Here is a 23,200-nt window from a genome sequence, read left to right as displayed (position 1 = left end):
CTCAGGTACGGCGTTCAGGCGGCGCTCAGGCAGCATCCACGCGGCGGCCGACGATGATCAGGTCGCGCTCGACGCCGTCGAGCACGGCCACGCGCGGCAGGTCACCCCAGCGCGTGAAGCCCAGCGCCGCGAACAGGCTCAGGCTGGGCGCGTTGTGGCCGAAGATAAAGCCCAGCAGCGTGTTCACGCCGACCGTGGGCGCGTGGTCGATGGCCTGCTGCAGCAGGTAGCGCCCCAGCCCCTGGCCGCGGCGCTGTGCGTCCAGGTAGATCGACACCTCGGCGGTGGCGCCATAGGCCGGGCGCCCGTAGAAATCGGAAAAGCTCATCCAGCCGGCCATGCTGCCATCGGCATCCTCGCACACCCAGAGCGGACGGCGCGCGGGCTGGTGGGCGTCGAACCAGGCCTGGCGCGAGGCCACGGAGACCGGCTCGGTATCGGCGGTGACCATGCGCGAAGCCACGGTGCTGTTGTAGATGGCGACGATGCCCGGCAGGTCGCCGGGCTCGGCAATGCGTAGCGAGAAGTTCATTAAAATCAATATATTGCGAGAGATATCTCGCAACCTTCATAAAGTTTGGGTGGGGCGCCCGGACTCCAGCATCTTGCCCAGGATTTCCTCCACCGCGCGGCGCAGGTTGCGCCCGCTGTCGTCGTCGGGCAGGTGCACGCCGACGCCGGGTGTCTTCATCGGCGTGCCCGCGGGCGTAATCCACGCCACGTGGCCAGCGATCTGGTATTTCTGCGGCCGGTCCAGCAGCGACAATACCAGGAACACCTGTTCGCCCAGCCGGAACGGCCGGTTCGACGGCACGAAGATGCCGCCGCGCGCCAGGAACGGCATATAGGCCGCGTACAGCCCGGCCTGGTCCTTGATCGACAGCGACAGCACATTGGGGCGCGACGCCGCCCCGCTGCCCGCTGCGCCGCCCGCCGTGTTGCCAAACCCCACCTCGCCCGGCGCAGTGCCGGCGACTGCCGTGTTCATGGATGACCCCCTGACAATGACGATGCTGCTTGTTGTTATGGTTCGGGTCCGGCCGCGGCCGCGCTAGCGGAACAGCTGCCGGTACTCCAGGAATACCGCTTCCATCACCAGCCGTGCCGCCAGCGGATGGTTCTCGCTGCGGCGGTGTGCGTTCAGGCGCGCGGCAAACGCCTGCAGGCCGCGCGCATCGGTGGCACCGGCGCAGCGCGCCAGCACGGCGCGCTCCCTGGGGAAGTACCGCGGCGTGGCACCGCCATCCAGCCGCAGTGCCAGCAGATCGTACGTCCAGCGCTGCAGGATGCCAAGCACGGCGGGCACCGGCAGCTTCTGCAGTTGCTCGGCCGCCGCGGCGGCGTCGATGGCCGCCGCGGCGCCGAGCTGGCCCACCAGCCAGCGCTGCAGCGGCTGCTCCTCGGCCTCGGCCGCGTGCAGCGCGGTCAGCGGCGCGCCGCCGGCCAGCGCCAGCTGGGCCTCGGCATCCGCCACGCCCTGCCCGCGCAGCCACGCCAGCGCGGCCTCGGGGGTCGGGCGCTGGGCCGAGAACTGGCGGCAGCGCGACAGGATGGTCGGCAGGATGCGGTCAAGCCGGTCGGTCACCAGCAGGAACACCGTCGACGGCGGCGGTTCCTCCAGCGTCTTGAGCAAGGCGTTGGCGCCCTCGGTCTGCAGCGCGTCGAGCGGATAGACCACCACCACGCGCAACCCGGCGCGGTGCGTGCCTACCGCCACGGCCTCGATCAGCGCACGCACCTGCTCCATGCGGATGATCTTGCTGGGCGCCTTTTTCTTGCCGCCCTCGTCGGTTTCCGCCTCGGCCGAGGCGTCGAGGGCCTCGGGCCGCACCACCGTGAAATCCGGATGGTTGCCCTGGCTGAACCAGTGGCAGGCGGCGCATTGCCCGCACGGCTGCCCGTCCGCCAGCGGCGCCTCGCACAGCAGCCCCTGAGCGAAATGCAGCGCCAGGTCGCGCTTGCCGATGCCTTGCTGGCCGTGGATCAGCAAGGCATGCGGCAGCCGCTCGCGCAGCGCGCCCAGCCGTTGCCAGTCTTCTTTCTGCCAGGGATATAGCATGTAAATCAGTAAGTTAGCGGTCCAACTTCGAGTGCCGGCTGAATATTGCCGTGAGGCCGGGTAAAAATGCCGGCTAATCAGATAGTTGCGAGGATCTTTTCAAGTTCGTCGCGAATATCGGCAATGCTGCGGGTAGCGTCGATAACGCGGAAGCGCTGCGGCGACTGGGCCGCGCGGCGCAGATACTCGTCGCGGGTGCGCTGGAAGAAGGCGCGCGATTCCGCCTCGAACTTGTCCGGGGTGCGCGCGGCGGCCAGGCGGGCGCTGGCGGTCTCCAGCGGCACGTCGAACAGCAGCGTCAGGTCCGGCTGCAGGTCGCCCTGGACCCAGCCTTCCAGCACTTCGAGCCGTCCGGTGGCCAGGCCCCTGCCGCCGCCCTGGTAGGCAAAGGTAGCGTCGGTGAAGCGGTCGGAAATGACCCACTTGCCGCGCTCCAGCGCCGGGGCGATGACTTCGGCGATATGCTCGCGCCGCGCCGCGAACATCAGCAGCGCTTCGGTTTCCAGGTGCATCTTGCGGTGCAGCAGGATCTGGCGCAGGTCTTCGCCCAGCGACGTGCCGCCGGGCTCGCGCGTGGTCACGACACCGGCGATGTCGGCGCGCGCGCGCAGGCGGTCGGCAACCCAGTCGATATGGGTGCTCTTGCCGGCGCCGTCGATGCCCTCGAAGGTAATGAATTTTCCGCGCATGGAATGCCTATTTGCCGCGCTGGTACTTGTCGACCGCGCGGTTGTGTTCGGGTAGCGAGTTGGAGAAATGGCTGCTGCCGTCGCCGCGGGCAACGAAGTACAGCGCGTCGGACGGCGCCGGCGTGGTTGCCGCGGCCAGAGAGGCCAGCCCCGGCAGCGCGATCGGCGTGGGCGGCAGGCCGGTGCGGGTGTAGGTATTGTACGGGGTGTCGGCCTGCAGGTCGCGCTTGCGCAGGTCGCCGTCGAAGGCCTCGCCCAGTCCGTAGATCACGGTCGGGTCGGTCTGCAGCAGCATGTTCTTGCGCAGCCGGTTGATGAACACCGCGGCGATCATCGGGCGCTCGGCGGCCTGGCCGGTTTCCTTCTCGACGATCGACGCCATCACCAGCGCCTCGTACGGGGTCTTGTACGGCAGGTCGGGCGAGCGCGCGTTCCAGGCCTCGTTCAGCCGGCGCTGCATGGCGCGGTAGGCGTGCTTGTACAGCTCGAGGTCGCTGCTGCCGCGCGCGAACAGGTAGGTGTCGGGAAAGAACAGCCCTTCGGGCGAAGCCTCGGGCGCGCCGATGGCTTTCATCAGTTCCGCGTCGGACATGCCGCGGGTGTCGTGTCGCAGCGCCGGGCTGGCGTCGACCGCGGCGCGCATCTTGCGGAATTCCCAGCCCTCGATCACCGTGACCACGTAGTGCGTGACTTCGCCGCGGGCCACTTTGGCGACGATCGACAACGGCGTGGCGCCGGTTTCGAATTCATAGCCGCCGGCCTTGAGGTCCGCGCCGTGGCCGGTCAGCCGCGCCAGCAGCACGAACAGCCGCGGGTCCATGCCCACGCCGCCACGCTGGATCTGCCGGCCGACGCTGGCCACGCCTGAATTGGGCTTGATCACCACTTCCACCGGCGACCGGGCGAGCGCCACCGGGTGATTGGCCCACCACGCGAAGCCGCCCGCGGCCGCCAGCGCAAATACCAGCACGGCCAGCCCAAGACTTAGGAATAAACGTTTCATGTATCCGTTGTAGCGACCAGCCCCGGGCACCGCGGCGCAAGCACGCGCCGCGGCAGACCAACGGCGCCGGCCGAAAATCTCGTAGCCCCATATAATAACCGGCAGCCTGGCACCGACCGTGAGCCGTGGCGCCGGCGCCTCCGCAGGCCCGGCACCGCGCCCCTTCGGTGGCCTGAACTCTTCCCCCGATTTGCCTCGACGATTGCCTCGCAATGCCAGCATTGAATCCCCAAGCCCAGGAACTCGCCGCAAACCTTGACGCGCTGACTGCCGGCGGCGTGGTTTGCACACCGGCCGGGCTCGGCCTCGTCCGCGTGGCGGGCGACGATGCCGCCAGCTTCCTGCACACCCAGCTGACCAACGCGGTCGACGACCTGGCGCCGGGCACGGCGCGCCTGGCCGGCTACTGCTCCCCCAAGGGCCGGCTGCTGGCCACCTTCCTGATGTGGCGCGACGCCGACGGCATCGTGCTGCAGCTGTCGGCCGAGATCCAGCCTGCGGTACAGAAGCGGCTGTCGATGTTCGTGCTGCGCGCCAAGGCCAGGCTGTCCGATATCACCCCGGGCCATGCCATCCTCGGCGTGGCCGGCGCCGGCGCCGCCGCAGCGCTGGCCGCCGCCGGGCTGCCCGCGCCGGAGACCGCGTTTGCCGTGGTCGCCGCCGAAGGCGCCACCGTGATCCGCCTGCCCGACAGCGCCGGCCAGCCGCGCTGGCAGCTGGTGCTGCCGGCCGAGCGCGCCGCGGCGGTGCAGGCGGCGCTGTCCGCCGCGCTGACGGCTGCCACGCCGGCGTTGTGGGACTGGCTCGAGGTGCAATCCGGCCTGCCCCGCATCGTCGCCGCCACGCAGGAGCAGTTCGTGCCGCAGATGATCAATTTCGAGCTGGTCGGCGGCGTCAATTTCCGCAAGGGCTGCTATCCCGGCCAGGAAGTGGTGGCGCGCAGCCAGTACCGCGGCACCCTCAAGCGCCGCATGTGGCTGGTGCAGGGCGCAGGCGAGGTGCCGGCGCCCGCGGCCGAAATCTATCGTCCGGAAGACCCGGGCCAGCCCTGCGGCATGATCGTCAACGCCGCGCCCGCGCCCGATGGCGGCTGGGCCGGGCTGGCCGAGCTGAAGATCGATGCCGCCGGCAGCGCGCTGCGCCTGGGCAGCGCCGAGGGCGCGGCACTGGTCACCGCCAGCCTGCCCTATGCGGTGCCGCTTGGCGAAGCCGCGCAGGCCGCCGGCTGATTGCACGGGACCCGCCATGAGCGATCACCTCTACGTCTATTTCCGCGTGCCGGAGGCCGTCGCCGCCGAGGCGCTGCCGCACTGGCACCGCTGGATGGAAACGGTCGCCGAAGCCACCGGAATTGGTGGTACGCTGATGCGCAGGCCGGAAACCCGCGCCGGCGTGCAGACCTGGATGGAGTGCTACGCCGACGTGCCGCCCGCGTTCGATGCCACGCTGGAAGGGCTGTGGCGGCAGAGCGGGCTGGACCAGTGGGTGGAAGGCGAGCGGCGCGCCGAACACTTTATCGACCTTGACGTGCTGTAGGCGCCCTTGGATGACGTGTCGGCGCCGTCGGACTGAAGTACGCGGGAGCCGCTGAGGCGGCACCCCTGCGGCAAAGGAAGCGAAACGATGTGTCTGATCCTGGTTGCCTGGCAATCGCACCCGGACTATGCCCTGGTCGTGGCCGGCAACCGCGATGAATTCTATGCACGCCCCGCGGCGGCCGCGCACTGGTGGCAGGATGCGCCCCAGGTGCTGGCCGGCCGCGACCTCGCCGAGGTCATCGGCGAACCCGGCACCTGGATGGGCGTCAACGCCGAGGGCCGCTTCGCCGCGCTGACCAACTATCGCGCCCCGTCCGAAAAACGCACCGACGCCCGTTCGCGCGGCGAGCTGGTGGCAGGCTTCCTGCGCGGCCACGCGGCGCCGTTCGACTACCTCGACCGCCTCGCCGGCGAAGACGGCGCCTACAACGGCTTCAACCTGCTGGCGAGCGACCTGCGCGAATTGTGGTGGTACAGCAACCGCTCGGCGTCGCGCCAGCCGCAACGGCTGCGCCCGGGCCTGTACGGGCTGTCCAACGCGCTGCTCGACACGCCCTGGCCCAAGGTACGCAGCCGCGTCGGCGCGCTGGCCGAAGTGCTGGCCGCGGACAGCGGCCAGCCCACCGCCAGCGCTGAACCCTACCTGCAGATGCTGGCCGACCAACGCCAGGCCGCGGATTTCGAGCTGCCCGCCACCGGCGTGGCGCCGGAGTGGGAAAAGCTGCTGTCGTCGGCCTTTATCCGTTCGCCGATGTACGGCACGCGCGCCAGCACCGTGCTGCGCATCCGCCACGACGGGCGCTTCGACCTGAACGAGCGCAGCTTTGACGCCGATGGCCGCATCGGCGAGGTGGCCTACCACGGCACGTTGAACCTGTCGCGCGACACCGGCATCGTGCAGGCGCCGCGCTGAGCGCCGCGCCGCCGCTTTATCGCCGCAGGCGCTTGCGCATCTCCACGTGCGGGATGCCCGCCTCTTCGAATTCCGGCCCCACCTGCGCAAAGCCCACGCGCGCATAGAACGGCGCCGCGTGGGTCTGCGCGTTGAGCACCAGTTCCGGATAACCCAGCTGTTCCGCCTTGCGCATCAGCGCCTCCAGCACCAGGGCGCCGACGCCGCTGCCGCGCGCCGGCTTCAGCACGGCCATGCGGCCGATATGGCCGTCGGGCAGCAGCCGGCCGGTGGCCAGCGGCGTGCCATCCTCGTCCAGCGCCAGCGCATGCCAGCTGGGCTCGTCCCATTCGTCCCATTCCAGTTCCACCGGCACGCCCTGCTCTTCGACAAAGACGGTGTAGCGGATGGCGCGCGCGCGCTCGCGAGCTTCGGACCAGGGGCAGATCAGGACGGTGGTGGGCATGGCGTAAAAACGGGCAAGTGGCAATGCGGGCGCCAATGATACGCCAGCCCCGCGCCCACCGCAGCCGCCCCAATATGGAGCAGTGGGCGCACGGCACCGGATGAAATGCACCATACCAGGGTTTACCTGGGGTCGGCAGCCGCATAGCAAATTTGTATGATGACCTGATTACCGAATGACCGGAAAAGCTGCCGTGTTCCAGAAAGTCCCTGCCCGTGCCCTGACTGACAACGTCGCCGAACAGCTGCTGGACAAGATCCAGAGCGGCGCCTTTGCCCGCGGCGACAAGCTGCCGACCGAGGCGGTGCTGTCCGAAGAATTCGGGGTCAGCCGCACCGTGGTGCGCGAGGCCATCTCCCGGCTCAAGTACGAAGGCGTAGTCGAGTCGCGCCAGGGCAGCGGCGTGTTCGTGACGCTGCAGGCCGGCATCCGGCCGCTGCGTATCGACTACACCGACACCGGCACGCTCGAAGCGGTGCTGCAGATCGTCGAGCTGCGCCGTGCGATCGAGGCCGAGGTGGCCGCGCAGGCGGCACGGCGCCGCACCGATGCCTCGATGGCGGCGATCGACGCCGCGCTGGCCCGCCTCGACGAAGTGGTGGCGCAAGGCGGCGACGGCGTCGCCGAGGACGTGGGCTTTCACCGCGCCATCGCCGAAGCGACCGGCAATCCTTATTTCCTCAAGACGCTGGAATTCCTGAGCCAGTACCTGGAAGCCGCCACGCGCGTGACCCGCACCAACGAAGCGCGCCGCGCGGACTTTTCGCGCCAGGTGCGCGAGGAACACCAGGCCATCGTCGCCGCGATCCGCGCCGGCGACCCGCTGGCCGCGCGCAATGCCGCGCAGAACCACATGTACAACGCCGCGCACCGGCTGGCGCAACTGGGCGCCGACGAGAGCGGCGCGACGCACGGCGCCACCAACTGACGCGCCGTCGCAAGCATCGAATCATCCGTATCTGTTTCAGGGAGTCCCTATGTCGAGGAATATCGGCGTCATCGGCCTTGGTGCCATGGGCTTTGGTGTCGCGCAGTCGCTGCTGCGGGCCGGTTTCAACGTGCATGCCTGCGACCTGCGCGCCGAAGTGCTGCAGCGCTTTGCCGACGCCGGCGGCGTGCCGTGCGCCTCGCCCGCCGAGCTGGGCAGCCGCTGCGACGTGGTGCTGACGCTGGTCGTCAACGCGCAGCAGACCGAGGCCGTGCTGTTCGGCGCCGACGGCGCCGTGGCCGGGATGCAGCCAGGCAAGCTGGTGATCGCCAGCGCCACGGTGCCGCCGGGCTTTGCCGGGACGCTGGGACAGCGCCTCGCCGAAAAAGGCCTGCTGATGCTGGACGCGCCGGTCTCCGGCGGTGCCGCGCGCGCCGCCAGCGGCGAAATGACCATGATGACCTCGGGCCCCGCCGAAGCCTACGCGCTGGCCGAGGACGTGCTGGCCGCCATCGCCGGCAAGGTCTACCGCCTGGGCGCCGCGCACGGCGCCGGCTCCAAGGTCAAGATCATCAACCAGCTGCTGGCCGGCGTGCATATCGCCGCGGCGGCCGAGGCGATGGCGCTGGGCCTGCGCGAAGGCGTGGACCCGGACGCGCTCTATGACGTGATCACGCACAGCGCCGGCAACTCGTGGATGTTCGAGAACCGCGTGCCGCATATCCTGAAGGGCGACTACACCCCGCTGTCGGCGGTCGACATCTTCGTCAAGGACCTGGGCATGGTGCTCGATACCGCGCGCACCAGCAAATTCCCGCTGCCGCTGTCGGCCGCGGCGCACCAGATGTTCATGATGGCCTCCACCGCCGGGCACGGCGGCGAAGACGATTCGGCCGTGATCAAGATCTTCCCGGGCATCGAGCTGCCGGGCAAGGCCGAATAAGGAGCACCGACGATGACCGCGCTCCTGGGCTGTATCGCCGACGACTTTACCGGCGCCACCGACCTCGCCAACACGCTGGTGCGCAATGGCATGCGCACCGTGCAGACCATCGGCGTGCCCGCATCCATGGCCGATATCGGCAGTGCCGACGCCTTGGTGGTCGCGCTCAAGTCGCGCACCGTGCCCGCGGCCCAGGCCGTGGCCGAGTCTCTGGCCGCGCTGCAATGGCTGCGCGCGCAGGGCTGCCGCCAGTTCGTCTTCAAGTACTGCTCCACCTTCGATTCGACCGACGCCGGCAATATCGGCCCGGTGGCCGAGGCCCTGCTGGCGGCGCTGGACAGCGACTTCACCATCGCCTGCCCGGCCTTCCCCGAGAACGGCCGCACCATTTTCCGCGGTCACCTGTTCGTCGGCGATGCGCTGCTGAACGAATCCGGCATGGAGCACCATCCGCTGACGCCGATGACCGATGCCAACCTGGTGCGCGTGCTGCAGCGCCAGAGCAAGCACAAGGTTGGGCTGCTGCGCCATGACGCGGTCGCGCGCGGGGCGCAGGCCACGGCCGGGCGCATCGCCGCGCTGCGCGGCGAGGGTGTACGCATGGCAATTGCCGATGCCGTCTCCGACGCCGACCTGCTTACGCTGGGCGAGGCGTGCGCCGGCCTGCCGCTGATCACCGGCGGCTCCGGCATCGCGCTGGGCCTGCCCGAGAACTTCCGCCGCGCCGGCCTGCTTCCGCAGCGCGCCGACGCCGACGCGGTGCCGGCCATCGACGGCCCCGGCGTGGTGCTGGCCGGCAGCGCCTCGCGCGCGACCAACGGGCAAGTGGCGCGCTGGCTGGAGCAAGGCCGCCCGGCGCTGCGCATCGACCCGCTCGCGCTGGCGCGCGGCGAAGCCGTGGCCGACGCCGCGCTGGACTTCGCCGCCGCCCACGACGAGCCGGTGCTGGTCTACGCCACTTCCGGCCCCGACGAGGTCAAGGCCGTGCAGGCCGAACTGGGCGTCGAGCGTGCCGGCCACCTGGTCGAGCAATGCCTGGCCACCGTCGCCGCCGGCCTGCTCGCACGTGGCACGCGCCGCTTTGTCGTCGCCGGCGGAGAGACCTCGGGCGCCGTGGTACAGGCGCTGAACGTACGCGCGCTGCGCATTGGCGCGCAGATCGCCCCCGGCGTGCCGGCCACGGTCACGCTCGGCGCCACGCCGCTGGCGCTGGCGCTCAAGTCGGGCAATTTCGGCGGCCCGGACTTCTTCGACCAAGCGCTGCGCCAGCTGGGAGCCGAGTGATGAGCACCGAAAGCAAGCTGCGCGAAGAGATCTGCCGCATCGGTGCCAGCCTCTACCAGCGCGGCTATACCGTCGGCTCGGCCGGCAACATCAGCGCGCGGCTGGACGATGGCTGGCTGATCACGCCGACCGATGCCTGCCTGGGCATGATGGATCCGGCCGCGGTCGCCAAGGTCGCCGCCGACGGCACCTGGGTCTCGGGCGACAAGCCGTCCAAGACGCTGACGCTGCATCGCGCGATCTATGACAACAACCCCGGGGCGCACGCCGTGGTGCACACGCACTCGACGCACCTCGTGGCCCTGACGCTGGCCGGTGCCTGGCAACCGGACGACGTACTGCCGCCGCTCACGCCGTACTACGTGATGAAGGTCGGCCATATCCCGCTGATTCCCTATCACCGGCCCGGCGATCCCGCGGTCGCCGCGCGCGTGGCCACGCTGGCCGCGCAGGTGCGCGGCGTGCTGCTGGAGCGCCTGGGGCCGGTGGTGTGGGAGTCCAGCGTCTCGCGCGCCGCGTTCGCGCTGGAAGAACTGGAGGAGACCGCAAAGCTATGGATGATGATGAAGGACACGCCGGGCTTCGCCGCCCGCGCGGCGCTGCCCGACGGCGCACTGGCTGAGTTGCGCGACGCCTTCCAGGCGCGCTGGTAGCACAGCCCTCTTTTTTCCGACTGACACGGCCATACGGATCTGACCGGCGCGGTTGCCTTGCGGCCACCGTGCGGGGCACGCGCATGCCTGCGATTCGCGTAGCCGGCACACATTACTAGACCAGACTGACTCTACCCGGAGACCACCGATGCCTTCCAACCAACCGGCGGCCAGCGTACCCGCCTTCGACAGCCTGGGCGGCAACGCCCGGCTCGACACCGACACCCAGATCGAGAAACGCGCCTACAGCAAGGTGTTCTGGCGCATCATGCCGTTCCTGATGCTGTGCTACGTGGTCGCCTACCTCGACCGCGTCAACGTCGGCTTCGCCAAGCTGCAGATGGGCCAGGACCTGGCCTTCTCCGAGACCGTGTTCGGCCTGGGCGCCGGCCTGTTCTTCATCGGCTACTTCCTGTTCGAGGTGCCCAGCAACCTGCTGATGCACAAGATCGGCGCGCGCATCTGGATCGCGCGCATCATGATCACGTGGGGCATCATCTCGGCGCTGTTCCTGTTCGTGAAGACGCCGACGCAGTTCTACGTGATGCGCTTCCTGCTCGGCCTGGCCGAGGCAGGCTTCTACCCCGGCGTGATCCTGTACCTGACCTACTGGTACCCCGCCAACCGACGCGCCAAGATGATCGCGCTGTTCATGTCGGGCATCCCGGTCGCCGGCATGTTCGGCAACCCGCTGTCGGGCTGGATCATGGACGCCTTCAACGGCACCCATGGCATGAGCGGCTGGCAATGGATGTTCCTGCTCGAAGCCCTGCCCGCGCTGGTGATCGGCGTGGTGACGATCTTCGTGCTGCGCGATGGCATCGACAAGGCGCCGTGGCTCAGCGCCGATGAAAAGCGCGTGCTCAAGCGCAATGTCGAGGAAGACCAGCACAAGGCCGGCGCCGCCGCCGGCCAGGCGCACGGGCATTCGCTGGGCGCCGTGTTCAGCGACCGCCGCGTGTGGTGGATGTGCCTGATCTACTTCTGCTTCGTCACCGGCCAGTACGCGCTGACGTTCTGGATGCCGACGCTGGTCAAGGCCAGCGGCGTCACCGGCAACCTGAAGATCGGCCTGCTGTCGGCGATCCCGTTCATCTGCGCCATCATCGTCATGAACATCCTCGGCCACAGCGCCGACGCACGCCAGGAACGCCGCTGGCACCTGATCGTGCCGGCGCTGATGGGTGCGGTGGGCTTTGCCATCGCCGCCTCGTTCACCAACAATACGACCGTGTCGATCGCCGCGCTGTCGCTGGCCGCCGCCGGGGTGCTGACCTGCGCGCCGCTGTTCTGGTCGCTGCCCACGGCGTTCCTGTCCGGCATTGCCGCCGCTTCCGGCATTGCCGTGGTGAACTCGGTCGGCAACCTGGCCGGTTTCGTGTCGCCGTACATGGTTGGCGCGCTCAAGGACCTGACGCACAGCACGCAGCTGCCGATGTACGTGCTGTCCGCGATCCTGGTGGTCGGCGCCGTGCTGGTGTGGCTGACGCCGGCTAAACTGGTCAATCGCTGATATCCGGCCGGTCCGGTCGCGCTGATCGCGACCGGGCCGGCTTCGTCCTACGCTCTGGAGTTCCCATGCCGCGCTTCGCCGCAAATCTCTCGATGATGTACCACGAGCACGCGTTCCTGGATCGCTTCGCCGCTGCCGCGGCGGACGGCTTCCAGGCGGTGGAGTACCTGTTCCCGTACGAGCACCCCGCCGCCGAGCTGCGCGCGCGCCTCGACGCGAACGGTCTCGCCCAGGCGCTGTTCAATGCCCCGCCGGGTGACTGGGCAGCGGGCGAGCGCGGGCTGGCATCGCTGCCGGGGCGCGAGGCCGAATTCCGCGATGCCGTCGGCCGCGCGCTGGAATACGCCGGCGTGATCGGCAATGACCGCGTGCACGTGATGGCAGGGCTGGTACCGGCCGATGCCGAGCGCGCACGCTACCGTGCCACCTACCTGGAAAACGTCGCTTTCGCCGCGCAGGCGGCCGCCGCGCAGGGCGTGACCATCGTGCTGGAGCCGATCAACACGCGCGACATGCCGGGCTATTTCCTGAACCGCCAGGACGACGCGCAGGCGATCTGCAAGGAAGTCGGCGCGGCCAACCTGAAGGTGCAGTTCGACTGCTACCACTGCCAGATCGTCGAGGGCGATATCGCGATGAAGCTCAGGCGCGACATCGCCGGCATCGGCCATATCCAGATCGCCGGCGTGCCCGAGCGCCATGAGCCGGACCTGGGCGAGCTGAACTACCCGTACCTGTTCGACCTGATCGACTCGCTCGGCTACACGGGCTGGATCGGTTGCGAGTACCGTCCGCGCGCCGGCACGTCCGAAGGACTGGGCTGGCTCAAGCCCTACCTCGGCCGCTGATTGCAGAACCACCACAGATCTCTTGCCATGAACGTACTGATTACCGGCGGCGCCGGCTTCCTCGGCCTGCAACTCGCCCGCCTGCTGCTGCAACGCGGCAGCCTGAACCTGGACGGCAAGGCCGTTGCCTTCGAGCGCCTGACGCTGCTCGACGTGGTCGCGCCGCAAGGCCTCGACGATGCGCGCGTGCGCGTGGTCACCGGCGACCTGTCCGACCCGGCGGTGCTGCGCCAGGCCATCGACCAGGACACCGGTGCGGTGTTCCACCTCGCCGCCGTGGTCAGCGGCCAGGCCGAGGCCGATTTCGAGCTGGGCATGCGCGTCAACCTCGACGCCTCGCGCGCGCTGCTCGAAACCTGCCGCGAACTGGGCCACAAGCCGCGCGTGCTGTTCACCAGCTCCGTCGCCGTCTATGGCGGCGAACTGCCCCCGGTGGTGCAGGACGACACCGCATTGAACCCGCAATCTTCGTACGGCGTGCAGAAGGCCATCGGCGAACTGCTGCTGTCTGACTACAGCCGCCGCGGCTTCGTCGACGGCCGCGTGCTGCGCCTGCCGACCATCAGCGTGCGCCCGGGCAAGCCCAATGCGGCGGCGTCTTCGTTCGCCAGCGGCATCATCCGCGAGCCGCTGGCTGGCGTGGCAGCGAACTGCCCGGTGGCGCCGGAGACCAAACTATGGCTGCTGTCGCCGCGCGCGGCGGTGGCCGCGCTGGTCAATGGCATCGAACTGGCCGGCGACCGGCTGGGCAACCGCCGCGTGATCAATCTGCCGGGGCTGTCGGTGACGGCGGCGGGCATGGTCGATGCGCTGCGCCGCGTGGCCGGCGATGCGGTGGCGGACCTCGTGACGTGGGAACGCGAGGAGCGCATCGAGAAGATCGTCGGCACGTGGCCGGCGGCATGGAATGCCGAACGGGCCTTGTCGCTGGGGTTCGAGAACGATGCCAGCTTTGATGCGGTGATCCGGGCTTATGTGGAAGATGCGGGAGTGGGCAAGTAAGCTTCGCCGCTCCGCCATGGCGACTGCCTATTCAGTTGCTGAGCGCCGGTCCCCTCTCCCGCTTGCTTGCGGGAGAGGGGAGAAAACAAGCGGGATTTGGAGGATTCTTGCGAACCCTTACCCCGCCGGCTTCACCACCTCATACCCCTCGATAATCTCCCGCACTACCCCCGGGATCGGCGCCGACTTCTGCGTCGCCGGGTCCGCGCACACATAGACGATTTCACCGGTGATCAGGTGCTCGTCGCCCCGATACATCTCCACCCGGAACAGCATGCTGGACCGCCCCAGCCGCGCCATGCGCCCGCGCAGTTCCAGCTCATCGTCGAAGCGCGCCGACGCGTGGTACTCCAGCGTCGACTTGACCACGAAGATATCGACGCCGTGCGCGTGCAATACGTCCTCCGGATAGCGGATCCCCAGCGCACGCCAGTACTCGGTCACGCAGATATCGCAATACGTCAGGTAGTGCGCATTGAAGACGATCGATTGCGGATCGACTTCGGACCAGCGCACGCGCAGCGGGATGGTGTGGCGGAACTCCTCTTTGGCCATTGACGTGGTCTCCCTGGTTGTTTGTCGGAGCAATGCAAAGCATCAGGCCGCCGCCCCGCCGGCACAGGGCCGGCAGGCGCGGCGGCCTGGTTGAACGCATTCGGCAGGCTTACTGCGGCTTGGCCAGTCCCAGCTTCTCGATGATCGCCTTTTCCTTCTTGACGGTTTCTCCCGCGAACTGCGCGTACTGCTGGCTGTTCATATAGAACGGCTCCATGTCGAACTTGGCCAGCGATTCGCGGTAGTTGGGCATTTCCATGGCCTTCTTGAAGGCGTCATGCAGCTTCTGCACGATCTTCGGGTCGGTGCCCTTGGGCGCGACCAGGCCAAACGGCGAGGTCTGCACGATGCCCATGCCAAGTTCCTTCAGCGTCGGCACGTTGGGGAAGCGCGCCGAGCGCTTCTCGCCCCAGGTCGACAGCAGGCGCAGCTTGCCCTGCTCCACGTACGGCGCCCAGGCCGGCGTGTCGGCCACCGACATCACGTGGCCGCCCAGCAGCGCCTGCATCGATTCCGCATTGCCCTTGTATGGGATATGCGAGAACTGCACGCCCTGCTTCAGCGCCAGTTCTTCCATGGTCAGGTGCAGCGTGGTCATGCTGCCCGGCGAGCCATAGGTGAGCTTGCCCGGATTGGCCTTGGCGTAGGCGACGTAATCCTGCATGGTCTTGATCGGCGAATCGGCCGGCACCACCAGGCCGAACGAATAGCCGGCCAGGTTGATGATGTAGCTCAGGTCCTTGACCGGGTCCCAGTTGATCTTGGTGGTGTACGGCAGGCGGTAGACCGGCATGGCGACCTGCGCCAGCGTGTAGCCGTCGGGCGCGGTGGTCTGCATCAGTTGCGCGGGCAGCACGCCGCCGGCACCGGGCTTGTTCTCGACGATCACCGGCTGGCCGAGGATCTTGGAGGCGTTGTCGGCCAGCACGCGGAACGGGATATCCGTGGAGCCGCCGGCGGTGTAGCCGATCACCAGCCGGATCGGGCGCTGCGGGAACTTGTCGGCCTGGGCCTGGGCGGGCATGGCGGCAAGACCGAGGGCCGCGGTGGCGGCGGCGATGCCGGCGCGGGCGAGGAAGTGGCGGCGTTGCATTTGAAAGTGTCTCCTAGTGCTGCAAATCACTGCTTGAAAAATGCGTGGACCGGCGCGACCGCAAGGCGTGGCCTAGTCCTGCGAGGTGCCGAACGCGGTGCGCAGCGCGGCGACGGCATCGGCATGCGCCTGCGCCACCGCGGGCACGAACCGGCCCAGCTTGAAGAAATCATGGATCATGCCGGGGTAGTCGGCCAGCGTGGCGTCGACGCCGGCGGCGCGCAGCTTTTCGGCGTAGGCCACGCCCTCGTCATGCAGCGGGTCGTAGCCCGCCACTGCGATCCAGGCCGGGCAGACCCCGCCCACCTCGGCGCCGGTGCCGCCGCCGTCCAGCGGCGCAAAGCGCCAGTCGTCGCGGCTGGCATCCTGGTCCAGGTACTGCGCGAAGAACCAGCGGATCATGTCGGCCGTCAGCAGGTAGCCGTCGGCCAGCGCGCGGTGCGACGGCGTATCCTGGCGCGCGCAGGTGCCGGGATAGACCAGCAATTGCAGCACCGGTGCCAGCCCGGCATCGCGGGCCTCGACCGCGCAGGCGGCGGCCAGCGTGCCGCCGGCGCTGTCGCCGCCCAGGCCGATGCGGGCCAGGTCGGCGCCGAGCTTGTCGGCTTCGGCGAAGACCCAGTGCAGCACATCGAAGGCGTCGTTGACCGCGGTCGGAAAGCGCCACGCGGGCCCGAGCCGGTAGTCCACCGACAGCACCATGCAATCGGCCTGGCCGCACAGCAGGCGGCACAGCGGATCGTGCGAATCGACGCTGCCGACCGTGAAGCCGCCGCCATGGAAGTACACCAGCAGCGGCAGCGGCTCGATCCAGCTGGCCTCGCGTGGCGTGTACAGCCGGACCGGGATGGCGTGGCCGTCGCGGGCCGGCACCAGCAGGTCTTCCGCGGTATGCACCGGCGGCGGGTTGATGTCGAGGATCGGCGCGCTTTTCTCGTAGGCGATCTTGGCGTCTTCCGGCGCCATGGCGTGGATCGGCGGCCGCTTGGCGCGGGCGATCAAGGCCAGCAACGCGGCCATCTGCGGGTCCAGCGGACTGGCCGGCAGGCCCGGCGTGGCGGATGGGGAAGACGGTACGACAGACATAGGGCGTGATGCGGCGCAAACCCGGCGCCGGCCTCGCGCAGCAGCGCTGGCGCGGCGTCGGCATCGGGACAAGTTCGAATAGTGAACGATCGTTCGATTTTAGTATGATGCCAGATGTTTCCGACCCCCGGCAGTCCGAGATAACCCCGAAAAGTCCTACCCATCGTGCCACGCGGCAAGTTTTTGCGCGATGATCGGCTGGCAGCACGCCGAGGGCGAGCGGAAACGATTGCGGCAGGTCCATTGAACCCCAGGACAGCGCACGGCGCCAGCCACAGGCCAGGCCCGTGACAACGAGGAATTCCAGCGCGAATTCCACTATTTCGTGGCAGATCCCAGCAGGAGACAAGCAAATATGGCGTTCATCTACTATCTGACCCACATTCACCTGGACTTCGGCGCGGTCAGCGTGCTGAAGTCGGAATGCGAGCGCATCGGCATCCGCCGGCCGCTGCTGGTGACTGATCAGGGGGTGGTCGCGGCCGGCGTGGCGCAGCGCGCCATCGATGCGATGCAGGGCCTGCCGGTGGCGGTGTTCGACGAGACCCCGTCGAACCCGACCGAGGCCATGGTGCGCAAGGCCGCCGCACAGTACCGCGAGCAAGGCTGCGACGGGCTGGTGGCGGTGGGCGGCGGATCGTCGATCGACCTGGCCAAGGGCATCGCCATCCTGGCCACGCACGAGGGCGAGCTGACCACCTATGCCACCATCGAAGGCGGCAGCGGCAAGATCACCGACCAGGCCGCGCCGCTGATCGCGGTGCCCACCACGTCGGGCACCGGCAGCGAGGTCGCGCGCGGCGCCATCATCATCCTGGACGATGGCCGCAAGCTGGGCTTCCATTCCTGGCACCTGCTGCCCAAATCGGCGGTGTGCGATCCCGAGCTGACGCTGGGCCTGCCTGCCGGCCTGACCGCCGCCACCGGCATGGACGCCATCGCCCACTGTGTCGAGACCTTCCTGGCGCCCGCCTTCAACCCGCCCGCGGACGGCATCGCGCTCGACGGCCTGGAGCGCGGCTGGACCCATATCGAGCGCGCCACCCGCGACGGCACCGACCGCGAGGCACGCCTGAACATGATGAGCGCGTCGATGCAGGGCGCGATGGCGTTCCAGAAGGGACTGGGCTGCGTGCATTCGCTGTCGCATCCGCTCGGCGGGCTGAAGATCGACGGCCGCACCGGCCTGCACCACGGCACGCTCAACGCGGTGGTGATGCCGGCGGTGCTGCGCTTCAATGCCGATGCCCCTACCGTGGTACGCGATCACCGCTACGCGCGCCTGCGCCGCGCCATGCACCTGCCCGACGGCGCCGACCTGGCGCAGGCGGTGCACGACATGACCGCGCGCCTGGGCCTGCCCACCGGGCTGCGCCAGATGGGCGTCACCGAGGACATGTTCGACAAGGTGATCGCCGGCGCGCTGCGCGACCACTGCCACAAGACCAACCCGAAAGAAGCCAGCGCCGCGGATTATCGGCGTATGCTTGAGCAGTCCATGTAGCACACCGCGTAGCACCCAGCGGCTTCCCGCCGGTCGGACCGACCAAGCGGCTGTCCGGCGGCCCTCCCTCCACAGCGCAGGAGACAACATGAGCGGCGAGCACTTGCAGGTAGTCCATGGCGACATCACCCGGATGGAAGTCGATGCCATCGTCAATGCGGCCAACAGCGGCCTGCTCGGCGGCGGCGGCGTCGACGGGGCCATCCACGGGGCCGGCGGCCCCGCCATCATGGAAGCCTGCCGCGCGATCCGCGACGCGCAGGGCGGCTGCCCCACCGGCGAGGCGGTGCTCACCACCGGCGGCCGCCTGCCGGCACCGTACGTGATCCACGCGGTCGGTCCGGTGTGGCAAGGCGGGGGCCAGGGCGAGGAAGAGCAGCTCGCCAATGCCTACCGCAACAGCATCCGGCTGGCGGCGCAGCATCACCTGCGCACGGTGGCCTTCCCCAATATCAGCACCGGCATCTATGGCTTCCCGCGCGAGCGCGCGGCGGATATCGCCATCGCCGCGGTGCGCGAGGCGCTGGCCGCGGCGCCGGAGCTCGAGCAGGTCACCTTCGTCTGCTTCGACGACGAGAACTACCGGCTTTACCGCGAGCGGCTGAGTTGAAGCCCGCATGCGGCGGCCTGCGCCGCCGCATGCGGGGTCTTGCGTTGCCAGCGGTCAGGCCGGCAGCGCGCTGCGGATCAGCTGGTTGATCCGTTCGGGCTGTTCGTGGATCACCCAGTGGGTGCCTTCGGGGATGCGCTCCAGCCGCAGGTCGGGCACGAAATCGGCCAGGCCGTCCACCAGCGACTTCGGTAGCGCGCGGTCGCGCTCGCCCCACACCACCAGCGTCGGCACCCGTACCACGAACGCTGCAGGGTCCAGCCGGGAAATATCGGGCGGCGGCTCGCCCTCGCCCGGCGGATGCATCGGCGAGGCCCGGTAGAAATTGACGCCGCCGGTGAGCGGATGCACGCCGGCGTCGCTGCCTTCGCCCGGCTGCGACCACGCCGCGTGGTACCTGGCGCGCGTCTCGGCGGTGTACCAGGCCGCCGGCTTGCCGTCGTCGTCGGACAGCATCCGGTCCAGCAGTGCAAAGTCGTTGGCCGCCAGCGCCTGTTCCGAGCCCGGCTTGCGCAGCCAGTTCATGTAGGCGGAGGCCGCCTGCTGCGCCGGATCGGTAGCCAGCGCGCGCGCGAACAGGTAAGGGTGCGGCGAATTGACGATGACCAGCTGGCGCACCAGCTGCGGAAACTGGATCGCCAGGTTCCAGCAGATCGCGCCGCCCCAGTCGTGCGCGACCACCACGGCCTGGTCATAACCCAGCGCGCCAACCAGCTGCACCAGGTCTTCGACGATATGGCGCGGCCGGTAGGCGCTGACGTCGGCCGGCTTGCTCGACAGGTTGAAGCCGCGCAGGTCGGGCGCGACGGCGAAATGCGTGCGGCCGAACTCGGCCAGCTGCGCCTCCCATTCGAACCAGAATTCCGGAAAGCCGTGCACGAACAGCATCAGCGGCTTGCCGCGCTCGCCCGCGCTGGCGTAGTGCAGCCGGGTGCCATTGGGCAGCGTGGCGTACTGCAGGTGGCGGATCACGGCGGCGGGGGCTGCCATGTTGTTCTCCATATGCGGTCCTCCTCGTTGTGGCGTTGTGCGGGCCGGGGTTGGCGAACGTGGCTAACGAACCTCAGCTCAGCCGCGCAACGCGGCAACCAGGCCCGCGCGGACCTCGGGCTTGTCGGCAAACGGATCGCCGGGGTTGCGCTGCCCGACGATATCCTCGAAGCGCTGGCGCACGGGGGCGAGCGCCTGGGGGTGGGAATAAATATAGAAGCTTTCGTCGCGGATGGCATCGAAGGTGATCCGCGCCACCTCCGCCGCGGTCACCTTGCCCGAGCCGACGGCCTTGTCCGACAAGGCCTGCGACACCAGCTGCGAACGCGTCGGCGGCGCCTGGTTGGCCAGGTCGGCGGGCCGGTTGCGCTGCGACTGGCTGATGCCGGTCGGCACGAAGTATGGGCACAGCACCGAGCAGCGCACCTGCTCCGTCACCAGCCCCAGGTCCTGGTAAAGGGTTTCCGTCAGCGCCACCACCGCGTGCTTGGACACGTTGTAGACGCCCATCGCGGGCGGATTCAGCAAGCCCGCCATCGACGCGGTGTTGACGATATGCCCCTCGAACGCCGGGTCCTTCTCCGCGGCCGCCAGCATCAGCGGCGTAAAGATGCGCACGCCGTGCACCACGCCGTACAGGTTGACGCCCATCACCCATTCCCAGTCCCGCTCCGAGTTTTCCCAGATCAGACCGCCCGCGCCCACGCCGGCATTGTTGAACAGCAGGTTGACCTGGCCGAAGGCTTCGATCGCGGCATCGGCCAGTGCCTGGACCTGCTCGGCGCGCGAGACGTCGGTACGCAGGCCGATCACCGGCACGTTGCGCGCCTGGAACTCGGCGACGGTTGCGTCCAGCGCGTCTTCCTGCACGTCGGCCAGCACCAGCTTCATGCCGAGGTCGGCGGCAATGCGGGCAAATTCCTTGCCGAAGCCCGAGGCGCCGCCGGTAATGACGGCCACCCTGTTGGAGAAATCCTTCATGTCGTGTGTCCTGTCGCGTGAGTCGAATGGAAAATGCCGGCCGCGGCGCGGCGCGGCAGTGTCAGTCCAGCAGGTCGGGCTGTTCCTTGACGATGCGGGCATAGAGCGGCTGGAACTGGAACCAGCCCGCCTGCGCCGTGCCGACGATGGAATAGGCCTGGCGCGCGGCGGCGTCGGCAATCACCTTCAGCGGCGCCTGCGTGCGCGCGGCGGCGGCTTCGGCCAGCAGCTGCACCTGGCAGGAGCGCTCCATGGTGATGAACCACCACGCCGCTTCGTCGACGGTCTTTCCGACCGTCAGCAGGCCGTGGTTCTGCAGGATCGCAGCCTTGTTCTGCCCGAGCGCGTTGGCGATGCGCTGGCCCTCGTCCAGCTCCACCACCACGCCGCCAAAGTCGTCATAGACCGCATGGTCGTTGTAGAACGCGCACACGTCCTGCGTCAGCGCATCGAGCGGGCGCCCCAGCGTCGACCAGGCGCGGCCATAGGTGCTGTGCGAATGCGCGGCGGCAACCGCGTCGGGGCGGGTCTGGTGCACGCGCGAATGGATGGCGAAGGCCGCGGCATTGACCGGATAGTCGCCCTCGACCACATCGCCGTGGTGGTCGCAGCGGATCAGGTTGGAGACCCTGACCTGGCTGAAATGCACGCCGAACGGATTGACCCAGAAGGTGTCGGGAAACTCGGGGTCGCGCGCGGTGATATGGCCGGCCACGCCTTCGTCGAAGCCGAATTTCGAGAACAGCCGGAAGGCGGCGGCCAGGCGCTGCTTGCGATGCAGGCGCTCTTCGCTTACGGTGGCGAACTGCGGCGGCCGTGGCAGGTTGCGGTAGCGGGCCTTGACCTCTTCGGGCAGGCCGGCGCCGATCTCGTCGGCGCTCTGGATTTGCGGGGCTTGCGGGGCATTCATCGGTGTCTCCGTTGCTGGTGATATCCGTTGCCCGCGGCGCGCCGTGCCGACGCGCCGCGGCCCTGCATGCGCCGGTCAGACCAGCTTGACCAGCTGCTTGCCGAAGTTCTTGCCCTTGAGCAGGCCCATGAAGGCTTCCGGCGCGCTGGCCAGGCCTTCGGCGATGCTTTCGCGGAACTTGAGCTTGCCCTGCGCGACCGCAGTGCCCAGTTCCTTCAGCGCCTGCGGCCACACCTCCATATGCTCGGAGACGATAAAGCCCTCGATGGTCAGGCGCGAGACCAGGATCAGCTGCGGGTTCTTCAGCGGCAGCGGCTGGCCGTCATAGCCGGCGATCATGCCGCACATGGCGATGCGGCCGAAGGCGTTCATGCGCGACAGCACCGCGTCGAAGATCTCGCCGCCGACGTTCTCGAAATAGCCGTCGATGCCGTCGGGCGTGGCTTCCTTGAGCATGGTGTAGAGCTCTTTCGGGTCCTTCGCCGCCTTGTAGTCGATACAGGCGTCGAAGCCCAGCTCGTTGACCACGTAGTCGCACTTGTCCTTGCCGCCGGCAAAGCCCACCGCGCGGCAGCCCGCCAGCTTGGCCAGCTGGCCCACCACGCTGCCGACCGCGCCCGACGCGGCGCTGACCGCGATGGTCTTGCCCGCCTTGGGCTGGATGATCTTGTTCAGGCCATACCACGCGGTCACGCCCGGCATGCCGACCGAGCCGAGGTAGGCCGACAGCGGGATATGCGTGGTATCGACCGGCTGCAGGCCGGTGCCGTCGCTGACGCCCATTTCCTGCCAGCCGAACATGCCGACCACCTTGTCGCCCGGCTTGAACTTGCTGTTCTTGCTTTCCACCACTTCGCCGACGGTGCCGCCGATCATCACCTCGTTGAGCGGTTGCGGCGCGGCGTAGGACTTGCTGTCGTTCATGCGTCCGCGCATGTACGGGTCGAGCGACAGGTAATGATTGCGCACCAGCACCTGGCCGTCGGCGATCTGCGGCACGGGCACTTCTTCCAGCCGGAAATTGGCCGGCGTCACCGCGCCTTCGGGACGCGAGGCCAGGACGATGCGCTTGAACGTGTTGGACATGGTCGGGTTCCTTCCAATGGGAGATGGAAACTGCATGGAAACTGCTAAAGCGGGCGATGCCGGACATGAAGCGCCCGGCCTGCCCTGGCGCCGGCGCTCAGCCGTCGGCGCCGGTATCGGTTTCGCCCGGGCGCTGCGGCGGCATGCGCCGGATGTACTTGAACGTGCCCGAGCCGCGCGCCACGGTCTTGCCGTCGGCATCGACGATCTCGGCCTCGCAGAACACCATGGTGGTGGTGCGGTGCACGGTGGTGCCGCGCGCGGTCAGGTGGCCGCGGCCCGGCGCCATGAAGCTGCTCTTCATCTCGATGGTAACCACGCCGCGGCCATCGGCATCGCTGCTGCGGCCGGCCACCGCCATGGCCACGTCGAGCAGCGTCATGATGACGCCGCCGTGGGCCATGTCCCAGCTGTTCTGGTGGCGCTTTTCGGTCGGCAGCGAGATCTCGCTGCGCCCGCCCTCGGCCAGGCTGCAGGTCACGCCAAGCTCGGCAAGGAAGGGGATATGGCTCAGGGAGCCGGTGTACTGGTTCATGGCAACGCGAGTGGAAGTGGGGGATTGGAGAG

General features: G+C 68.7%; 26 protein-coding genes. 12 read left to right on the top strand and 14 right to left on the bottom strand.

The genetic code is table 11. From position 1 onward, the window contains the following. Positions 1-25 precede the first annotated feature (25 nt). From U9J39_RS23315 to mltG, 5 genes are all read right to left on the bottom strand, one after another. Positions 26-532 carry a GNAT family N-acetyltransferase gene (locus tag U9J39_RS23315; RefSeq protein ID WP_116312542.1) on the bottom strand — a complete coding sequence of 169 codons (507 nt, stop codon included), beginning with the start codon at positions 530-532 and terminating at the stop codon, positions 26-28. Between the two features lie 36 nt (positions 533-568). Further along, complete coding sequence (locus U9J39_RS23310; RefSeq protein WP_326348194.1) at positions 569-988, bottom strand: PilZ domain-containing protein; 420 nt, start codon at positions 986-988, stop codon at positions 569-571. A gap of 63 nt (positions 989-1,051) precedes the next feature. Then, positions 1,052-2,059, bottom strand: coding sequence for a DNA polymerase III subunit delta' (locus tag U9J39_RS23305; RefSeq protein ID WP_116312541.1), 1,008 nt, complete (start codon positions 2,057-2,059; stop codon positions 1,052-1,054). A gap of 77 nt (positions 2,060-2,136) precedes the next feature. Then, entirely contained in the window at positions 2,137-2,748 is a 612-nt protein-coding gene (gene tmk / locus U9J39_RS23300) for a dTMP kinase (protein WP_116312540.1), read from the bottom strand. Positions 2,749-2,755: 7 nt separating this feature from the next. Continuing rightward, positions 2,756-3,751: an endolytic transglycosylase MltG gene (gene mltG / locus U9J39_RS23295; RefSeq protein WP_116312539.1), complete on the bottom strand. Its 996-nt coding sequence runs from the start codon at positions 3,749-3,751 to the stop codon at positions 2,756-2,758. Positions 3,752-3,963: 212 nt separating this feature from the next. Here mltG and ygfZ point away from each other — a divergent pair, with 212 nt between their 5' ends. The 3 genes from ygfZ (at position 3,964) to U9J39_RS23280 (ending at position 6,202) form a co-directional block, all read left to right on the top strand. After that, complete coding sequence (gene ygfZ / locus U9J39_RS23290; RefSeq protein WP_326348193.1) at positions 3,964-4,980, top strand: CAF17-like 4Fe-4S cluster assembly/insertion protein YgfZ; 1,017 nt, start codon at positions 3,964-3,966, stop codon at positions 4,978-4,980. Positions 4,981-4,996: 16 nt separating this feature from the next. Continuing rightward, positions 4,997-5,287, top strand: a complete 291-nt coding sequence (locus tag U9J39_RS23285; protein ID WP_012352764.1) for a DUF4936 family protein — start codon at positions 4,997-4,999, stop codon at positions 5,285-5,287. 87 nt (positions 5,288-5,374) lie between these two features. Then, positions 5,375-6,202 carry an NRDE family protein gene (locus U9J39_RS23280; protein ID WP_115709406.1) on the top strand — a complete coding sequence of 276 codons (828 nt, stop codon included), beginning with the start codon at positions 5,375-5,377 and terminating at the stop codon, positions 6,200-6,202. Between the two features lie 16 nt (positions 6,203-6,218). On the opposite strand, the gene U9J39_RS23275 is transcribed toward U9J39_RS23280, so the two are convergent. Beyond that, positions 6,219-6,647: a GNAT family N-acetyltransferase gene (locus U9J39_RS23275; RefSeq protein WP_326348192.1), complete on the bottom strand. Its 429-nt coding sequence runs from the start codon at positions 6,645-6,647 to the stop codon at positions 6,219-6,221. Positions 6,648-6,840: 193 nt separating this feature from the next. On the opposite strand from U9J39_RS23275, the gene U9J39_RS23270 reads away from it, so the two are divergent. The 7 genes from U9J39_RS23270 to denD all read left to right on the top strand — a co-directional run bounded on the left by U9J39_RS23270 (position 6,841) and on the right by denD (position 13,818). After that, positions 6,841-7,575: a FadR/GntR family transcriptional regulator gene (locus U9J39_RS23270; protein WP_115681441.1), complete on the top strand. Its 735-nt coding sequence runs from the start codon at positions 6,841-6,843 to the stop codon at positions 7,573-7,575. 49 nt (positions 7,576-7,624) lie between these two features. Further along, positions 7,625-8,518: an L-threonate dehydrogenase gene (gene ltnD / locus U9J39_RS23265; protein WP_115709403.1), complete on the top strand. Its 894-nt coding sequence runs from the start codon at positions 7,625-7,627 to the stop codon at positions 8,516-8,518. 12 nt (positions 8,519-8,530) lie between these two features. Continuing rightward, positions 8,531-9,802, top strand: a complete 1,272-nt coding sequence (gene otnK, locus U9J39_RS23260) for a 3-oxo-tetronate kinase (protein WP_326348191.1) — start codon at positions 8,531-8,533, stop codon at positions 9,800-9,802. Then, positions 9,802-10,455, top strand: coding sequence for a 3-oxo-tetronate 4-phosphate decarboxylase (gene otnC, locus U9J39_RS23255; protein WP_115709399.1), 654 nt, complete (start codon positions 9,802-9,804; stop codon positions 10,453-10,455). Before otnK ends, otnC begins: the two co-directional genes overlap by 1 nt. A 148-nt stretch (positions 10,456-10,603) precedes the next feature. Beyond that, positions 10,604-11,968: an MFS transporter gene (locus U9J39_RS23250; RefSeq protein WP_116312534.1), complete on the top strand. Its 1,365-nt coding sequence runs from the start codon at positions 10,604-10,606 to the stop codon at positions 11,966-11,968. A gap of 65 nt (positions 11,969-12,033) precedes the next feature. Continuing rightward, on the top strand, positions 12,034-12,816 hold the full coding sequence (gene otnI, locus U9J39_RS23245; protein ID WP_115709395.1) for a 2-oxo-tetronate isomerase: 783 nt from the start codon (positions 12,034-12,036) through the stop codon (positions 12,814-12,816). Positions 12,817-12,843: 27 nt separating this feature from the next. Further along, the gene (gene denD, locus U9J39_RS23240; RefSeq protein ID WP_326348190.1) at positions 12,844-13,818 is read left to right on the top strand and encodes a D-erythronate dehydrogenase; all 975 of its coding nucleotides are present in this window, start codon (positions 12,844-12,846) and stop codon (positions 13,816-13,818) included. 117 nt (positions 13,819-13,935) lie between these two features. On the opposite strand, the gene U9J39_RS23235 is transcribed toward denD, so the two are convergent. From U9J39_RS23235 to U9J39_RS23225, 3 genes are all read right to left on the bottom strand, one after another. Next, entirely contained in the window at positions 13,936-14,373 is a 438-nt protein-coding gene (locus U9J39_RS23235) for a YbgC/FadM family acyl-CoA thioesterase (protein ID WP_115709391.1), read from the bottom strand. A 109-nt stretch (positions 14,374-14,482) separates the two neighbouring features. Continuing rightward, complete coding sequence (locus U9J39_RS23230; RefSeq protein WP_115709390.1) at positions 14,483-15,466, bottom strand: tripartite tricarboxylate transporter substrate binding protein; 984 nt, start codon at positions 15,464-15,466, stop codon at positions 14,483-14,485. A gap of 72 nt (positions 15,467-15,538) precedes the next feature. Continuing rightward, complete coding sequence (locus U9J39_RS23225) at positions 15,539-16,552, bottom strand: alpha/beta hydrolase (RefSeq protein ID WP_115709388.1); 1,014 nt, start codon at positions 16,550-16,552, stop codon at positions 15,539-15,541. A 355-nt stretch (positions 16,553-16,907) separates the two neighbouring features. On the opposite strand from U9J39_RS23225, the gene U9J39_RS23220 reads away from it, so the two are divergent. Both U9J39_RS23220 and U9J39_RS23215 read left to right on the top strand, forming a co-directional pair. Further along, positions 16,908-18,056, top strand: a complete 1,149-nt coding sequence (locus tag U9J39_RS23220) for an iron-containing alcohol dehydrogenase (RefSeq protein WP_116312532.1) — start codon at positions 16,908-16,910, stop codon at positions 18,054-18,056. An 88-nt stretch (positions 18,057-18,144) separates the two neighbouring features. Further along, complete coding sequence (locus U9J39_RS23215; RefSeq protein ID WP_115709384.1) at positions 18,145-18,666, top strand: O-acetyl-ADP-ribose deacetylase; 522 nt, start codon at positions 18,145-18,147, stop codon at positions 18,664-18,666. A 54-nt stretch (positions 18,667-18,720) separates the two neighbouring features. On the opposite strand, the gene U9J39_RS23210 is transcribed toward U9J39_RS23215, so the two are convergent. From U9J39_RS23210 to U9J39_RS23190, 5 genes are all read right to left on the bottom strand, one after another. Continuing rightward, positions 18,721-19,668, bottom strand: coding sequence for an alpha/beta fold hydrolase (locus U9J39_RS23210; protein ID WP_115709382.1), 948 nt, complete (start codon positions 19,666-19,668; stop codon positions 18,721-18,723). Positions 19,669-19,734: 66 nt separating this feature from the next. Next, entirely contained in the window at positions 19,735-20,637 is a 903-nt protein-coding gene (locus U9J39_RS23205) for an SDR family oxidoreductase (RefSeq protein ID WP_115709380.1), read from the bottom strand. A 61-nt stretch (positions 20,638-20,698) separates the two neighbouring features. After that, positions 20,699-21,547, bottom strand: a complete 849-nt coding sequence (locus tag U9J39_RS23200) for a class II aldolase/adducin family protein (RefSeq protein ID WP_326348189.1) — start codon at positions 21,545-21,547, stop codon at positions 20,699-20,701. A gap of 75 nt (positions 21,548-21,622) precedes the next feature. After that, positions 21,623-22,633: an NADP-dependent oxidoreductase gene (locus U9J39_RS23195; protein ID WP_116378597.1), complete on the bottom strand. Its 1,011-nt coding sequence runs from the start codon at positions 22,631-22,633 to the stop codon at positions 21,623-21,625. Between the two features lie 97 nt (positions 22,634-22,730). After that, positions 22,731-23,168: a PaaI family thioesterase gene (locus U9J39_RS23190; protein WP_111521010.1), complete on the bottom strand. Its 438-nt coding sequence runs from the start codon at positions 23,166-23,168 to the stop codon at positions 22,731-22,733. Positions 23,169-23,200: the final 32 nt, after the last annotated feature.

The organism is Cupriavidus sp. SS-3 (assembly GCF_035818815.1).
Lineage (GTDB): Bacteria > Pseudomonadota > Gammaproteobacteria > Burkholderiales > Burkholderiaceae > Cupriavidus > Cupriavidus taiwanensis_C.
The sequence above is the reverse complement of the archived record's forward strand: the minus strand, read 5'-3'. Positions and strand labels throughout refer to the sequence as shown.

Bases quoted from the DNA above. Each gene is read 5' to 3' on its own strand.
- mltG (WP_116312539.1), bottom strand. From the start codon at position 3,751: ATGAAACGTTTATTCCTAAGTCTTGGGCTGGCCGTGCTGGTATTTGCG.
- U9J39_RS23250 (WP_116312534.1), top strand. From the start codon at position 10,604: ATGCCTTCCAACCAACCGGCGGCCAGCGTACCCGCCTTCGACAGCCTG.
- U9J39_RS23275 (WP_326348192.1), bottom strand. From the start codon at position 6,647: ATGCCCACCACCGTCCTGATCTGCCCCTGGTCCGAAGCTCGCGAGCGC.
- U9J39_RS23285 (WP_012352764.1), top strand. From the start codon at position 4,997: ATGAGCGATCACCTCTACGTCTATTTCCGCGTGCCGGAGGCCGTCGCC.
- U9J39_RS23195 (WP_116378597.1), bottom strand. From the start codon at position 22,633: ATGTCCAACACGTTCAAGCGCATCGTCCTGGCCTCGCGTCCCGAAGGC.
- U9J39_RS23315 (WP_116312542.1), bottom strand. From the start codon at position 532: ATGAACTTCTCGCTACGCATTGCCGAGCCCGGCGACCTGCCGGGCATC.
- U9J39_RS23225 (WP_115709388.1), bottom strand. From the start codon at position 16,552: ATGTCTGTCGTACCGTCTTCCCCATCCGCCACGCCGGGCCTGCCGGCC.
- U9J39_RS23280 (WP_115709406.1), top strand. From the start codon at position 5,375: ATGTGTCTGATCCTGGTTGCCTGGCAATCGCACCCGGACTATGCCCTG.
- otnC (WP_115709399.1), top strand. From the start codon at position 9,802: ATGAGCACCGAAAGCAAGCTGCGCGAAGAGATCTGCCGCATCGGTGCC.
- U9J39_RS23215 (WP_115709384.1), top strand. From the start codon at position 18,145: ATGAGCGGCGAGCACTTGCAGGTAGTCCATGGCGACATCACCCGGATG.
- U9J39_RS23205 (WP_115709380.1), bottom strand. From the start codon at position 20,637: ATGAAGGATTTCTCCAACAGGGTGGCCGTCATTACCGGCGGCGCCTCG.
- ltnD (WP_115709403.1), top strand. From the start codon at position 7,625: ATGTCGAGGAATATCGGCGTCATCGGCCTTGGTGCCATGGGCTTTGGT.
- U9J39_RS23220 (WP_116312532.1), top strand. From the start codon at position 16,908: ATGGCGTTCATCTACTATCTGACCCACATTCACCTGGACTTCGGCGCG.
- otnI (WP_115709395.1), top strand. From the start codon at position 12,034: ATGCCGCGCTTCGCCGCAAATCTCTCGATGATGTACCACGAGCACGCG.
- U9J39_RS23190 (WP_111521010.1), bottom strand. From the start codon at position 23,168: ATGAACCAGTACACCGGCTCCCTGAGCCATATCCCCTTCCTTGCCGAG.
- U9J39_RS23210 (WP_115709382.1), bottom strand. From the start codon at position 19,668: ATGGAGAACAACATGGCAGCCCCCGCCGCCGTGATCCGCCACCTGCAG.
- U9J39_RS23235 (WP_115709391.1), bottom strand. From the start codon at position 14,373: ATGGCCAAAGAGGAGTTCCGCCACACCATCCCGCTGCGCGTGCGCTGG.
- U9J39_RS23305 (WP_116312541.1), bottom strand. From the start codon at position 2,059: ATGCTATATCCCTGGCAGAAAGAAGACTGGCAACGGCTGGGCGCGCTG.
- U9J39_RS23200 (WP_326348189.1), bottom strand. From the start codon at position 21,547: ATGAATGCCCCGCAAGCCCCGCAAATCCAGAGCGCCGACGAGATCGGC.
- denD (WP_326348190.1), top strand. From the start codon at position 12,844: ATGAACGTACTGATTACCGGCGGCGCCGGCTTCCTCGGCCTGCAACTC.
- tmk (WP_116312540.1), bottom strand. From the start codon at position 2,748: ATGCGCGGAAAATTCATTACCTTCGAGGGCATCGACGGCGCCGGCAAG.
- U9J39_RS23230 (WP_115709390.1), bottom strand. From the start codon at position 15,466: ATGCAACGCCGCCACTTCCTCGCCCGCGCCGGCATCGCCGCCGCCACC.
- U9J39_RS23310 (WP_326348194.1), bottom strand. From the start codon at position 988: ATGAACACGGCAGTCGCCGGCACTGCGCCGGGCGAGGTGGGGTTTGGC.
- ygfZ (WP_326348193.1), top strand. From the start codon at position 3,964: ATGCCAGCATTGAATCCCCAAGCCCAGGAACTCGCCGCAAACCTTGAC.
- otnK (WP_326348191.1), top strand. From the start codon at position 8,531: ATGACCGCGCTCCTGGGCTGTATCGCCGACGACTTTACCGGCGCCACC.